Origin of the sequence: Aliiroseovarius sp. YM-037 (assembly GCF_048060095.1) — a bacterium.
Lineage (GTDB): Bacteria > Pseudomonadota > Alphaproteobacteria > Rhodobacterales > Rhodobacteraceae > JBLUOA01.
This window is the reverse complement of the sequence record NZ_JBLUOA010000004.1, coordinates 1-14,255: the sequence shown is the minus strand read 5'-3', so window position 1 is coordinate 14,255 and position 14,255 is coordinate 1. Positions and strand designations below refer to the sequence as shown.

9 protein-coding genes and 1 pseudogene are annotated in these 14,255 nt (G+C 58.3%); 9 read left to right on the top strand and 1 reads right to left on the bottom strand.

Translation table 11 applies throughout. From position 1 onward, the window contains the following. On the top strand, positions 1–495 hold the full coding sequence (locus tag ACEWPJ_RS14735) for a sarcosine oxidase subunit gamma (protein ID WP_416513874.1): 495 nt from the start codon (positions 1–3) through the stop codon (positions 493–495). Positions 496–643: 148 nt separating this feature from the next. Here the strand turns inward: ACEWPJ_RS14735 and ACEWPJ_RS14730 are convergent, their stop codons facing one another. After that, the gene (locus ACEWPJ_RS14730) at positions 644–2,062 is read right to left on the bottom strand and encodes a helix-turn-helix domain-containing protein (protein ID WP_416513873.1); all 1,419 of its coding nucleotides are present in this window, start codon (positions 2,060–2,062) and stop codon (positions 644–646) included. Positions 2,063–2,364: 302 nt separating this feature from the next. Between ACEWPJ_RS14730 and ACEWPJ_RS14725 the strand changes: the two genes are divergently transcribed. The 8 genes and pseudogenes from ACEWPJ_RS14725 (at position 2,365) to phbB (ending at position 14,147) form a co-directional block, all read left to right on the top strand. Continuing rightward, positions 2,365–3,897, top strand: coding sequence for an acyl-CoA carboxylase subunit beta (locus ACEWPJ_RS14725; protein WP_416513872.1), 1,533 nt, complete (start codon positions 2,365–2,367; stop codon positions 3,895–3,897). Positions 3,898–3,908: 11 nt separating this feature from the next. Beyond that, positions 3,909–5,909 (top strand): acetyl-CoA carboxylase biotin carboxylase subunit, encoded by a 2,001-nt coding sequence (locus tag ACEWPJ_RS14720; RefSeq protein ID WP_416513871.1) that lies wholly within the window; start codon positions 3,909–3,911, stop codon positions 5,907–5,909. A 48-nt stretch (positions 5,910–5,957) separates the two neighbouring features. Further along, a complete protein-coding gene (gene scpA, locus ACEWPJ_RS14715) occupies positions 5,958–8,102 on the top strand; it encodes a methylmalonyl-CoA mutase (protein WP_416513870.1) in 2,145 nt (714 codons plus the stop codon). Between the two features lie 26 nt (positions 8,103–8,128). Continuing rightward, a pseudogene (locus ACEWPJ_RS14710) lies at positions 8,129–8,317 on the top strand (hypothetical protein); the annotation flags it as partial. Positions 8,318–8,412: 95 nt separating this feature from the next. After that, a complete protein-coding gene (locus ACEWPJ_RS14705; RefSeq protein ID WP_416513869.1) occupies positions 8,413–10,308 on the top strand; it encodes a propionyl-CoA synthetase in 1,896 nt (631 codons plus the stop codon). A gap of 28 nt (positions 10,309–10,336) precedes the next feature. Further along, positions 10,337–11,521, top strand: a complete 1,185-nt coding sequence (locus ACEWPJ_RS14700; protein ID WP_416513868.1) for an acetyl-CoA C-acyltransferase family protein — start codon at positions 10,337–10,339, stop codon at positions 11,519–11,521. Positions 11,522–11,614: 93 nt separating this feature from the next. After that, positions 11,615–13,381, top strand: a complete 1,767-nt coding sequence (locus tag ACEWPJ_RS14695; RefSeq protein ID WP_416513867.1) for a PHA/PHB synthase family protein — start codon at positions 11,615–11,617, stop codon at positions 13,379–13,381. A 40-nt stretch (positions 13,382–13,421) separates the two neighbouring features. Then, positions 13,422–14,147, top strand: a complete 726-nt coding sequence (phbB, locus tag ACEWPJ_RS14690) for an acetoacetyl-CoA reductase (RefSeq protein ID WP_416513866.1) — start codon at positions 13,422–13,424, stop codon at positions 14,145–14,147. Positions 14,148–14,255 lie beyond the last annotated feature (108 nt).

Below are 14,255 nucleotides of genomic sequence, written 5' to 3'. Positions count from 1 at the left end.
ATGACATATGACGCCCGGATAGAGCGCCTGCCGATCTACGCCCTGTTTGACCTCAAAGGGCCGCAGAAGGAGCTGAACGCTTGGTGTAAAGACAGATTGAGTTTCCCGAACGACCCCAACACGCGCACGCGCAACGACAGTGCCAGCCTGTGCCATATCGGTCCCAACCGCTGGCTGCTGCGCGACGCGCTGGAAAACGAGGCCGCCCTGATCGACGCCTTGAAGCCCGAAACCGCACCCGCCGAGATCTCTATCGTGCGGGTCTCAGACACGCAAACCTTCTTTCGCATCACCGGCCCCGACGCGGCAGAGGTCATGTCCATCGGCTGCCCGCTTGACCTGCACGATGCCGTCTTTGCCCCCGACGCCAGCAGCTATACTGAATTCTTCGGCGTCAAGGCGCTGGTGCTGCGCTGCGAAGACGGCTTTGAATGCGCGGTCGAGCAAAGCTATGGCAACATGATCGAGGATTTCCTGACCCGCGCGATGGCGTGAGGATCACATCCTGATCTGAAATCTTCGATCTACGATCCGCGTCTCAAACACCCGCATGGGCCGTGTTGGCTCAGGCTGGACAAATGTGTCCGGTCGATAGGGTGCCGTTCGGCTGTATGAAAGCTCGCGACACAGCCAAGACGAACCGCTACTCAATCCGAAACGGCACGATTCTGCGGGTGTGGGTGTCGACCAGGATATTGCGATCAATCGGTGGGACCGCCCTTTGCGGACATTCTGTGCGGTTGCAAATTCGGCATGAGATACCGATCTTGTCGTAAGCCTCAAGCAGGTTTACCTTGAGGTCGTCACCGTAAACGATGTCTTTCACGTATTCGACCGGGCTGCCAAGGGCGATGGCATATCGTCTGATAGGCGCGTTGAACCCCTGGCCTCTTTTCGTAATCGTTCTTGCAATACACACATAGCGTTCACCGTCGGGTGTTTCGGCCAGTTGCCGCACGATTTCTCCGGGCGTTTCGAATGCCTGATGAACATTCCACAAAGGACATGCACCGCCATATCTGGCGAACTGCAAACGGGTCGTGCTGTGGCGCTTTGTGATTGCTCCTGCTCTGTCGACACGCATGAAATAGAACGGCACACCTTTCGCCCCTGTCCGCTGAAGCGTGCTCAGACGGTGCGCAACCTGTTCGAGGCTGGCACCAAATTTGCTCGCCAAAAGCTCCAGATCATGGCGAAGGTCCGAGGCTATGGCGAGGAATTCTCCGTATGGCATGATCGTGGCCCCGGCGCTGAAATTTGCGAGGGCCATACGTGCGATCGAACGTCCTTCCGGGGTTTGAAACCCTGCCTCGTCCACAATCCTGTCAATCTCATCCGTATCTTCCAGCAAGGCGATTTGATGCCAAAGCAGGAAGGTCTGGCTGGGTTCCGGGTGCGCCGTATTGATAATCAGACGCTTTGAGTCCGGGTGAAGTTCACTGAGTGTTTCCCCGGGCAGTTTTCCGCGTTCGAACGAAACTGAAATACCATGTTTTTCAGCCAGACGGTCGACTGCGGCGGATTTGTTTTTAATTCCATCGATTCCCACTTCGCGCGCACGGGCCTCGGCGGCCTTATCTAGGCTGTCAAAGTAGTTGTCGCTATAGTGAAAAAAGTCCCGCACCTCCTCATATGGCAGCGGTATAGCCGGAATCTGACCCTTTTCCAGAATGTCGTTCAGCGAAACCAGGCTATTCTTAAGGTTTTGATAGCCGGTGTGGAAAGCAAGAAGGGCACGAACAAACTCCGGCGCGTGGGCCATTGCCGCTTTCGTCTCTTGTTTCGAAGGGCGGTGCCCCGCCAAAATCGGTTCTGCAAGGGCTTCATTCAGATCTGCAGCAAGACGAATGCTCTCATCCTCGGCAAAGGATGTCAGGTCAATTTCGAAGTTATCAACAAGTGCCAGCATGACCGCAGCCGACAACGGTCGTTGATTGTTTTCCAGTTGATTCAGATAGCTAGCTGATATGCCAAGCCGCTTTGCGAAATCTCTCTGAGATAGATTCTCATCTTTTCGCAAGTTACGAAGTCGGGCACCAGCAAAGAGTTTACGCTCCGCCATGAGCGTGTTCGCAAGTTTGCATATTGTGGCCTTTTTGGTAGTGAACGCTTCGCATGCACGCCATTATTCATTTCCAATCAACGTTCTTGCTATGCCACGTTGCCTACCACGGTTTGCCCGCAAAGCAAGTAAATCTCGATTCTCAGCGCTAATCGCGAGGCAAGTTGAGGGGGCGTCGGCTACCGCAGAGGTTGTCTACGCGCTCCGAACGAGACCGCAATAATGTTGCCGTTTGTTGCTCGTTAAACCAACGACCAAGCCACTTTTTTGACTCCGTCAATGATGAAGCATGGGATGCTGCGATGATAGAAACAATCGAAGAACTCGAAGGGCGGCGGACCGAGGCCTACGCAGGTGGCGGGCAGCACCGCATCGACGCCCAGCACGCCAAAGGAAAACTGACTTCGCGGGAACGCATCGACGTCCTGTTGGATGAAGGCAGCTTTGAGGAATTCGATACGTTCGTGGCGCATCGCTGTACCGATTTCGGCATGGATGAGGTCAAGATGCCGGGCGACGGAGTCGTCACCGGTTGGGGCACCATCAATGGTCGGCAGGTCTATGTCTTCAGTCAGGATTTTACCGTCTTCGGCGGCAGCTTGAGCGAAACGCACGCCCAGAAGATCTGCAAGATCATGGATATGGCAATGAAAGTCGGCGCGCCGGTGATCGGGCTGAACGACTCGGGCGGCGCGCGTATCCAAGAGGGTGTTGCATCACTGGCGGGCTATGCCGAAGTATTCCAGCGCAACATCATGGCCTCGGGCGTCATTCCGCAGATCAGCGTTATCATGGGCCCCTGTGCAGGCGGTGCGGTCTATTCGCCTGCCATGACCGATTTCATCTTCATGGTCAAAGATACCTCCTACATGTTCGTGACGGGCCCGGATGTGGTCAAAACAGTCACCAACGAACAGGTGACGGCAGAAGAGCTGGGCGGGGCAAGCACCCACACCCGCAAATCCAGCGTGGCCGATGCCGCGTTTGAGGACGATGTTTCCGCTCTGGCCGAAGTGCGGCGTCTGGTGGACTTCCTGCCGCTAAACAACCGGGAAAAAGCACCGGTGCGTCCGTTCTTTGACAAGCCGGGCCGGGTAGAGCAGTCACTGGACACACTGATTCCGAATAATCCCAACCAGCCATACGATATGGTCGAACTCATTCGCAAAACCGCGGATGAGGGCGATTTCTATGAGATTCAATCAGACTTCGCCAAGAATATACTGACTGGGTTTATCCGCCTTGAGGGTCAAACCGTCGGTGTGGTAGCAAACCAGCCAATGGTGCTGGCGGGGTGTCTGGATATCGACAGCAGCCGCAAGGCCGCGCGGTTCGTGCGGTTCTGTGATGCCTTCGAAATCCCTATCCTTACCTTCGTCGATGTGCCGGGGTTCCTGCCGGGGACGTCCCAGGAATATGGCGGCGTCATCAAGCACGGGGCCAAACTGCTATTTGCCTATGGTGAGGCGACCGTGCCGAAAGTAACGGTGATTACTCGCAAAGCCTATGGCGGCGCCTATGACGTGATGGCGTCCAAGCATCTGCGCGGCGATGTCAACTATGCCTGGCCTACGGCCGAGATCGCGGTGATGGGCGCCAAGGGCGCGACCGAGATCATCCACCGCACCGATCTGGGTGATGCCGACAAGATCGCAGCCCATACGAAGGATTACGAGGACCGCTTCGCCAATCCTTTCGTCGCCGCCGAACGCGGCTTCATCGACGAAGTAATCATGCCACATTCCACCCGGCTTCGTGTCGCGCGAGCCTTTGCTGCCCTGCGGACCAAAAAGCTAAGTAACCCGTGGAAAAAACATGACAATATTCCACTTTAGAGGGCTGTTTGATGTTTAAGAAAATACTCATCGCAAACCGGGGCGAAATCGCTTGCCGCGTGATCAAATCTGCCCAAAAAATGGGCATCAAAACGGTCGCGATCTATTCTGATGCTGATCGGGATGCGCTTCACGTCGAGATGGCCGACGAGGCGGTGCACATCGGCCCGCCCCCCGCGAACCAATCCTACATCGTTATCGACAAGGTCATGGACGCAGTTCGCCAGACCGGGGCCGAGGCCGTGCATCCCGGCTACGGTTTTCTAAGCGAGAACAGCAAGTTCGCTGCGGCGCTAGAGGCCGAGGGCGTCGCCTTTGTCGGTCCTCCGCGTGGTGCGATCGAGGCGATGGGCGACAAGATCACCAGTAAGAAAATCGCGCAGGAGGCCGGGGTTTCCACCGTGCCCGGCGTGATGGGCCTGATCGAAGACGCCGACGAGGCGGTGAAGATCAGCAACGAAATCGGCTATCCGGTGATGATCAAGGCCAGCGCCGGCGGTGGCGGCAAGGGTATGCGCATCGCTTGGAACGACGACGAAGCGCGTGAGGGCTTTCAGAGTTCGAAGAACGAGGCGGCCAGCAGCTTTGGCGATGACCGGATCTTCATCGAAAAGTTCATCACCCAGCCGCGCCATATCGAAATTCAAGTACTGGGCGACAAGCATGGCAACTGCCTCTATCTGAACGAGCGGGAATGCTCGATTCAACGGCGCAACCAAAAGGTTGTGGAAGAGGCGCCCTCCCCGTTTCTCGACGACGAAACGCGCAAGTCGATGGGCGAGCAAGCGGTCGCCTTGGCGCAGGCTGTCGATTACTGCTCAGCCGGGACGGTGGAATTCATCGTCGATGGGGATCGCAACTTCTACTTCCTTGAGATGAACACGCGACTGCAAGTCGAACACCCGGTCACAGAGCTGATCACCGGCATCGATCTGGTCGAACAGATGATCCGCGTGGCCTATGGCGAAAAGCTGGCACTGCAGCAAAAAGACATCGGAATCAACGGCTGGTCCATCGAAAGCCGACTTTACGCCGAAGACCCCTATCGCGGCTTCTTGCCGTCGATTGGCCGCCTGTCGCGCTACCGCCCGCCTGCCGAGGTGGAAGAGAAGGACAAGGCCGTACGCAACGATACCGGCGTGTTCGAAGGCGGCGAGATCAGCATGTATTACGACCCGATGATCGCCAAGCTGTGTTCATGGGCGCCCAACCGCGCTGACGCCATCGAAATCATGCGCAACGCGCTGGATGAGTTCGAGATTGAGGGGATAGGCCATAACATTCCGTTCCTGTCTGCGGTGATGGACCATCCGCGTTTCATTTCGGGTGACATAACGACCGCTTTCATTGAAGAAGAATATCCCGAAGGCTTTGGCGGCGTCACCTTGGATGACACAGCGCTGCGCCGGATCGCGGCGGCGGCCTCTGCCATGCATCGCGTTGTGGAAATCAGGCGCGCGCGGGTGTCTGGCCGGATGGACAATCACGAACGCCATGTCGGCGAAGATTGGATAGTGCGCCTTCAAGATCAGAGCTTTCCGGTTGAGATTTCGGCAGATCGCGATGGGTCAACCGTGACTTTCGACGATGGCACGAACGCCCGCGTCACATCCGATTGGGTGCCGGGCCGCAGTCTGGCAATCGTCGAGGTCGACGGCACGCGCATGGCGCTGAAGGTAGAGGGACGAACAGAAGGGTTCCGCATCCGTTATCGCGGTGCCGATTTGGATGTGACGATCCGCACCCCCCGCATCGCGGACCTGGCCGAATTCATGCCGGAGAAAGTGGCCGCCGACACCTCAAAACTGCTGCTTTGCCCGATGCCGGGATTGATCGTTTCCGTCAACGTCACCGAAGGCGAAAGCGTTCAGGAAGGTCAAACCCTCGCCAGTGTCGAGGCCATGAAAATGGAAAATATCCTGCGCGCCGAACGTGCCGGGGTCGTGTCGAAGATCAACGCTGCACCGGGTGACAGCCTGGCGGTGGACGACGTGATTATGGAGTTTGAATGAACACCTACTGATACCTGCACGCGCTTGGTCCTTGGAGGAGGAAGACCAATGTCTGACAAACTTGAAAACTGGAAAAAGCTTGCTGAGCGAGAACTCAAGACGCGGGCAGTAGACGACCTGATCTGGGAGACCCCCGAGGGAATCAAAGTCAATCCGGTCTACACCGAGGACGACTTGAAAGACGTGACGCATCTCGGCTCAATGCCGGGCGAAGCGCCATTTCTGCGCGGGCCGCGCGCCACGATGTATGCTGGCCGACCATGGACGATCCGGCAATATGCGGGCTTTTCGACGGCCGAGGAGTCAAACGCGTTCTACCGCAAGAATATCGCGGCGGGGCAACAGGGCTGCTCTGTCGCCTTCGATTTGGCCACGCACCGGGGCTATGACAGCGACCACCCTCGGGTTCAGGGTGACGTCGGCAAGGCTGGCGTGGCGATTGACAGCGTCGAGGACATGAAGATCCTCTTCGATGGTATCCCGCTCGACCAGATGTCCGTCAGCATGACGATGAATGGTGCGGTCATCCCGATCCTTGCCAATTTCATTGTCACGGGTGAAGAGCAAGGCGTTGATAAAGCACAGCTTTCCGGAACCATTCAGAACGATATTCTGAAGGAATTCATGGTCCGCAACACCTATATCTACCCGCCGGAACCGTCGATGCGGATCATCTCGGACATCATCGAATACACCTCCGACAACATGCCGCGGTTCAACTCGATCTCGATCAGCGGCTACCACATGCAAGAGGCCGGTTCGAACCTTGTGCAAGAGCTTGCCTTCACACTCGCGGACGGTCGCGAATATGTGCGCGCAGCCATCGCGCGGGGCATGGACGTCGACAAGTTCGCTGGGCGTTTGAGCTTCTTCTTTGCCATCGGCATGAACTTCTTCATGGAAGCCGCCAAGCTGCGCGCGGCGCGGTTGCTGTGGTCGCGGATCATGGACGAATTCGATCCGCAGAAACCGCAGAGCCGGATGCTGCGCACCCATTGTCAGACCAGCGGCGTCAGCCTTCAGGAACAAGACCCCTATAACAACGTAATCCGCACAGCATACGAGGCGATGTCGGCGGCCCTTGGCGGCACCCAAAGCCTACACACCAACGCGCTGGACGAGGCGATTGCCCTGCCCACAGAATTCTCAGCCCGGATCGCACGGAATACTCAACTGATCCTGCAGGAAGAAACCGGCGTGACCAATGTCGTCGATCCGCTGGCGGGCAGCTACTATGTCGAGAAACTGACGGCAGAACTGGCCGAAGCGGCATGGGAGCTGATCGAAGAAGTCGAAGACATGGGGGGCATGACCAAGGCAGTCGCCAATGGCATGCCCAAGCTGCGCATTGAAGAGGCAGCCGCGCTGCGTCAGGCCGCCGTTGACAAAGGCGATGAGGTAATCGTCGGTGTCAACAAGTATCGTCTTGAAAAGGAAGACGATATCGAAGTTCGAATGATCGACAACGAGGAAGTTCGCCGCGCGCAGGTGGCTCGGCTGGAGCGCATTCGCAAGACCCGCGATCAAGCGGCGTGCGATGCGGCGCTATCGGCGCTTGAGAAGGGTGCGCGGGGCAACGGCAACCTTCTGGCGCTGGCAGTGGACGCCGCCCGCGCCCGCGCAACCGTCGGCGAGATTTCCGACGCGATGGAGAAGGTCTTTGGCCGTCATCATGCCGAGATCAAGACACTGGCTGGCGTCTACAGCTCTGCCTACGATGGTGACGAGGGCTTTGCCCAGATCCAGCGCGATGTAGAGGCGTTTGCCGACGAAGAAGGCCGCCGCCCGCGCATGATGGTCGTCAAGATGGGCCAGGACGGGCACGACCGCGGGGCCAAGGTGATCGCCACCGCCTTTGCCGATATCGGCTTTGACGTGGATGTCGGTCCGCTATTCCAGACCCCAGAAGAGGCGGCGCAGGATGCTATCGACAACGATGTGCATGTCGTCGGCATCTCAAGTCAGGCCGCTGGTCATAAGACGCTGGCCCCACAACTGATTGAAGCGCTCAGGGCAAAGGGGGCCGAAGATATTCTCGTGATCTGTGGCGGCGTGGTGCCGCAGCAGGATTACGACTTCCTCAAATCCCGAGGTGTGAAGGCAATCTTTGGCCCTGGCACCAATATCCCGGATGCCGCCCGCAACGTGATGGCCTTGATTCGCGAGGCCCGCACAGCCGGGGCGGCGGCATGACCGAAAGAACACCCGCCGAGCAAGCCCAGCGTGACCTGTCACTGGTCTATTCGCCCGGCGTGGCACGGGCCTGCATGGACATCCATGAAAATCCAGCGGACGCGTTTCGCTATACCGGCAAGGGCAACAGGGTGGCCGTGATCTCAAACGGGACAGCAGTATTGGTGCTGGGCCACATCGGCGCGCGGGCGTCCAAGCCTGTGATGAAAGGCAAGATCGCCGCTTTGGCACGAGCGCCTGTGGCCAGCTACGGCTGAACAAAATGTCTGGGCAGCAATGCCGTTGGCGAAGGAAACGAAGGAGCAAGCTAATGACCTCATACAAAGACGTATATTCAGAATGGGAAAACGATCCCGAGGCGTTTTGGTTGAAAGCAGCCGAAGAAGTCGACTGGTACACCAAGCCGACCAAGGCACTGGATGACAGCAATGCACCACTTTACCAGTGGTTCACGGATGCCAGCACGAACACCTGCTGGAACGCGGTCGACCGACATGTCGAAGCGGGCCGTGGCGATCAGGTTGCAATCATTCACGACAGCCCCGTCACCGACAGCAAAACCAAGATCACGTATAGCGAGCTTCAGGAAAAGGTCGCCGCTTTGGCCGGGGTTCTTTCCGAACGTGGTGTCGCCAAGGGGGACCGCGTGGTCATCTACATGCCGATGGTGCCCGAAGCACTGGTGGCCATGCTGGCCTGTGCCCGGCTGGGCGCAATTCACTCGGTGGTCTTTGGGGGCTTTGCGGCCCATGAGCTCGCGGTTCGGATCGAAGATGCCAAACCCAAGGCCGTTATCGCCGCATCTTGCGGGATTGAGCCGGGGCGGATCGTGGAATACAAACCCCTTCTGGACGGCGCGATAGAGATTTCGGCGCATAAGCCCGATTTCACGGTCATCCTCGGACGTCCACAAGCGGAAGCGTCGATGATTGAAGGGCGCGATGTGGATTGGGCCGAGGCAACCGCGAAGGCCAAACCCGTGAAATGCGTCCCGGTGGGTGGTGCCGATCCGCTTTATATCCTCTACACCTCCGGGACCACCGGGCAGCCCAAGGGCGTGGTGCGCCACAATGGCGGGCATATGGTGGCGTTGTTGTGGACGATGAAGAATGTCTACAACGTCAAACCCGGCGACGTGTTCTGGGCGGCTTCAGATGTAGGCTGGGTCGTCGGCCATAGCTATATCTGTTATGCGCCGCTGCTGATGGGGTGCACCACATTGGTGTTTGAGGGCAAACCAGTTGGCACCCCTGACCCCGGCACTTTCTGGCGTGTGGTCGAAGAGCATGACGTCAAGGTGCTTTTCACGGCACCGACCGCTTTGCGCGCTATCAAACGCGAAGACCCCGAGGCCAAGCACGTAAACCGCTACGACATGAGCGGATTACAGGCGTTGTTCCTGGCCGGCGAGCGGGCTGATCCCGACACCATCAACTGGGCACAGGAACATCTGAAAAAGCCGGTGATCGACCATTGGTGGCAAACCGAAACCGGGTTTGGCATCGCGGCCAATCCGCTGGGGATCGAACAGCTGCCGATCAAGCCGGGTTCACCCGCCGTTCCGATGCCGGGCTACAAGATCGAAATCCTGGATGAGGGCGGCCATCCGGTGCCGACCGGAACGCTTGGGGCGATTGCCGTCAAATTGCCGCTACCTCCGGGCACGTTGCCCGGACTCTGGAATGCCGATGACCGGTTCCGCAAATCCTATCTGGATCATTTCCCCGGCTATTACGAGACCGGCGACGCCGGGATCATGGACGAAGATGGCTACGTCTACATCATGGCGCGCACGGATGACGTGATTAATGTCGCTGGCCACCGCTTGTCTACCGGTGGGATGGAGGAGGTTCTGGCCAACCATCCTGACGTGGCCGAATGCGCCGTGATCGGCATCGGTGATGCCCTCAAGGGGCAGGCACCACTTGGATTGATTTGCTTGAATGCGGGTTGCGATCGCCCTACGGAAGAGATTGAGAAAGAATGCGTCAAGCTGATCCGGCAGGAAATTGGCCCGGTTGCGGCGTTCAAACTCTGCATGGTGGTCAACGCATTGCCAAAGACACGTTCGGGGAAAGTTCTGCGCGGCACGATGGTTTCGATCGCTGACGGCACCGACTGGAAAATGCCAGCAACAATCGACGATCCCACAGTTCTGGATGAAATTTCGGGCAGGATTTCCGGGCTGGGCACTCCGGCACCCTGAGAAACATTGAATCAAGAAAGGAAAGACCATGACAAAAGACGTAGTAATTCTGGACGGGGTGCGCACCGCAATCGGGACGTTCGGCGGCTCTCTGGCGAGCCACGCGCCGACCACGCTGGCTGCCGCTGTCGCCAATGAAGCGATGAAGCGCAGTGGCGTTGACCCCAAGCAAATCGGTCATTCGATTTTCGGCCATGTGATCAATACCGAAGGCCGTGATATGTATCTTGGCCGGGTTGCCGCTGTCGAAGCCGGCATTCCGCCCGAGGCCCCGGCCTTGACCGTGAACCGCCTATGCGGTTCCGGTGCGCAGGCCATCGTTTCTTCGGCGCAGCACATCATGCTGGGCGACGTCGATTTTGCGCTGGCTGGTGGTGCCGAATGTATGTCGCGATCCCCCTATTCAAGCCAGTCGCCGCGTTTTGGTCAGAAGATGGGCGACGTCAGCATGACCGACATGATGATCGCCGCTCTGAACGATCCGTTCGGGGGTGGTCATATGGGCGTGACAGCCGAAAACGTCGCGGACGAGCACCAGATCTCACGCGACGATCAGGACGCCTTTGCCGCTGAAAGTCAGCGCCGCGCTGGTGTGGCCATTGAGGAAGGTCGGTTCAAATCGCAGATCCTGCCTATTGAGATAAAGGTCCGCCGTGAAATGGTGCCGTTCGACACCGATGAACATGCCAAACCTTCGACGACCGCGGAAAGTCTGGGCAAACTACGCCCCGCCTTCCGCAAGGACGGCTCCGTGACTGCGGGTAACGCGTCGGGCCTGAATGACGGCGCGGCGGCGGTTGTTCTGGCGTCGGCCGATGCAGCGGAAAAAGCAGGTCTGAAACCGCGCGCGCGCCTGTTGGGCTATGCGCATGCTGGTGTGCGCCCCGAGGTGATGGGTATCGGCCCCATTCCGGCGGTCACGACCCTGCTGAAAAAGCTGGATATGAACGCGGGCGATTTCGACGTGATTGAATCGAACGAGGCCTTCGCAGCACAAGCCTGCGCCGTGAACAAGGAACTGGGTTTCGACACCAGCAAGGTCAATCCCAATGGCGGCGCAATTGCACTTGGCCACCCGATTGGCGCCACCGGCGCGATCATCACGATCAAAGCGCTGAACGAGCTTGACCGGATCGACGGCAAGTATGGCCTCGTCACCATGTGTATCGGTGGCGGTCAGGGCATTGCGCTGGCGATCGAACGGCTCAACTGAACCTCCCCAGCCCGCTGCCGATCCTCCCCGGTCGGCAACGGGCCACCTTCGCCGCCCGCACCAATCGCACAACCTAATTGAAAGGAACGCCCCATGTCCCAACCAGATCCGCTTTCGGAAACGTTGAATGATCGGCTGGTGGAATACTGGAGCCTTATGCAAAGGGCTCAGGGGTTGTTCCTTCGCGCGGCCACTACGACTGCGGGCAAGGTGACGGGCGGCGAATTTTCCGTGGTGGATTCGGCCTCTGTCATGGCGGCCTACGCCAAGGTCGGCATGGAACTGATGACCAAGCCAGCCGACCTGATGGCGATCCAGCAAGCAGCTATAAGCAAAATGACCAACATCTGGATGGCCGGTTTGACCGGCACCGGAACCGAGGTCAAAGATCGCCGCTTCAAAGACGGTTCCTGGGACGCCGATCCCATCGGGCGGATGTGCCGCGATGTGCACTTGGCGCTGGAGGAAGCCACCCTGGACGTCCTCAACCGGTTTCCCAAGGGATCGAAAGAGCATCTAAAGGTCGAATTCTATACCCGTCAGATCCTGAGCGCCCTCGCGCCGAGCAATTTTCTGGCACTCAACCCGCAGGCCAAGCAGAAATTGCTGGAAACCGATGGGCAGAGCCTTCTGGACGGGTTCAACAACCTTCTGGATGATCTGGAACGTGGCGACGGGCGGCTCGACATTGCCACCAACGACGGAACCGCCTTTGTCGTCGGGCGTGATCTCGGCACCACTCCGGGCAAGGTTGTCTATCAGAACGATCTGATGCAGCTGATCCAGTTCGAGCCGACGACCAAAACACAGCGCAAGCGTCCGATCCTGTTCGTGCCTGCATGGATCAACAAATACTACATCATGGACATGCGCGAGAAGAACAGCTTGGTGCGTTACATGCTGGATCGGGGTCATACGGTGTTCATCATCAGCTGGGTCAACCCCGGCCCCGAGCATGCCGAGAAAAGCTTTGAGCATTACATGAACGAAGGCCCGCTGGCGGCGCTCGATGCAATCGAACAGGCCACTGGCGAGAAGAAGGTCAACATACTGGGCTTCTGCATCGGCGGCATTTTGGTCACGGCCACGCTCGCCTATCTGGCCGCCAAGAAAGACACTCGGATCGCGTCGGCCACGACGCTGGCCACGATGGTGGATTTCACCGACGTCGGCGAAATCGGCGTCTTCATCGACCATGACCGGTTGACGGCGTTACGCGAACATATGGCCAAGAAAGGTCACCTCGAAGACCACCACATGCGGGACATGTTCTCAATGATCCGCGAAAACGATCTGATCTGGTCGTTCCATGTGATGAATTACCTGATGGGCAACAAGCCCCCCGCGTTCGACCTGCTCTACTGGAATTCGGACTCCACCCGCATGCCGGCGGCCATGCTGCTTTGGTATCTTGAAGAGGTTTACCTCAAGAACGCCCTGCGCAAACCCGGCGGCCTGACATTGAACGGCACCAAGATCGACATCGGCAAGATCAAGACGCCCTGTTTCGTTCTGGCCACCCGCGAAGACCATATCGCACCCTGGACATCGGTTTATCCGACGACGGGGCTGCTAAGCGGCGAGATCAAGTTCGTTCTCGGCGGCTCAGGCCATATTGCCGGGGTGATCAACCCACCCGGCGAACGCGAGAAATACGGCTATTGGGAAAACCCGGACTACCCCAAAAACCCCGACGAATGGCTGGAGAATGCAACCGCATCCAAAGGGTCCTGGTGGCCCGCCTGGGCGGATTGGATCGAGGCAAAGGATCGCGCCAAACAGGTGCCCGCACGGGTGCCCGGCGACGGTGCGCTCAACGTGATTGAAGATGCGCCGGGGTCTTACGTCCTGGCAAAGTGAACACGCGGCAAGACGCAAACTATCAATGGAGGAGATTACCATGACGCGAACAGCACTGGTCACCGGCGGCAGCCGCGGTATCGGCGAAGCGATTTCCAAGGCTCTCAAGGCCGAGGGTTACAATGTCGCCGCCACCTACGCCGGCAATGACGAAGCCGCCGGGAAATTCACCGCAGAAACCGGTATCAAGACCTACAAATGGAACGTCGGCAACTACGAAGAAAGTGCCGCCGGTATCGCCAAGGTTGAAGAAGAGGTCGGCCCGATCGACGTTGTTGTCGCTAATGCGGGCATCACTCGCGACGCGCCGTTCCACAAGATGACCCCGGAACAGTGGCAACAGGTGATCGATACGAACCTGACCGGTGTGTTCAACACGGTGCATCCGGTCTGGTCCGGTATGCGCGAACGCAAGTTTGGCCGCGTAATCGTGATCAGTTCGGTCAATGGCCAGAAAGGCCAGTTCGCGCAGGTTAACTATGCCGCCACCAAAGCAGGCGACATCGGCATCGTCCGCTCTCTGGCACAGGAAGGTGCGCGTGCAGGCATCACCGCCAACGCTGTCTGCCCGGGCTACATTGCCACCGAAATGGTCAAGGCCATTCCCGAGACGGTTCTGAACGAGGCGATCATTCCGCAGATCCCGGCCGGTCGGCTTGGTGAGCCCGAAGAGATTGCCCGCTGCGTAGCTTTTTTGGCCTCGGACGACGCAGGGTTCATCAACGGCTCGACCATCAGCGCAAACGGCGCGCAGTTCTTCGGCTGACACGTCATCCGCCAACCATTCGGAGGAATACCCATGACCGACGCCACCCAAGACATTGATCCGATTGAGTCGCGCGAGTGGCAGGATGCTGTTGAGGATGTTATTGCG

Bases quoted from the DNA above. Each gene is read 5' to 3' on its own strand.
- scpA (WP_416513870.1), top strand. From the start codon at position 5,958: ATGTCTGACAAACTTGAAAACTGGAAAAAGCTTGCTGAGCGAGAACTC.
- ACEWPJ_RS14725 (WP_416513872.1), top strand. From the start codon at position 2,365: ATGATAGAAACAATCGAAGAACTCGAAGGGCGGCGGACCGAGGCCTAC.
- ACEWPJ_RS14735 (WP_416513874.1), top strand. From the start codon at position 1: ATGACATATGACGCCCGGATAGAGCGCCTGCCGATCTACGCCCTGTTT.
- phbB (WP_416513866.1), top strand. From the start codon at position 13,422: ATGACGCGAACAGCACTGGTCACCGGCGGCAGCCGCGGTATCGGCGAA.
- ACEWPJ_RS14700 (WP_416513868.1), top strand. From the start codon at position 10,337: ATGACAAAAGACGTAGTAATTCTGGACGGGGTGCGCACCGCAATCGGG.
- ACEWPJ_RS14695 (WP_416513867.1), top strand. From the start codon at position 11,615: ATGTCCCAACCAGATCCGCTTTCGGAAACGTTGAATGATCGGCTGGTG.
- ACEWPJ_RS14730 (WP_416513873.1), bottom strand. From the start codon at position 2,062: ATGGCGGAGCGTAAACTCTTTGCTGGTGCCCGACTTCGTAACTTGCGA.
- ACEWPJ_RS14705 (WP_416513869.1), top strand. From the start codon at position 8,413: ATGACCTCATACAAAGACGTATATTCAGAATGGGAAAACGATCCCGAG.
- ACEWPJ_RS14720 (WP_416513871.1), top strand. From the start codon at position 3,909: ATGTTTAAGAAAATACTCATCGCAAACCGGGGCGAAATCGCTTGCCGC.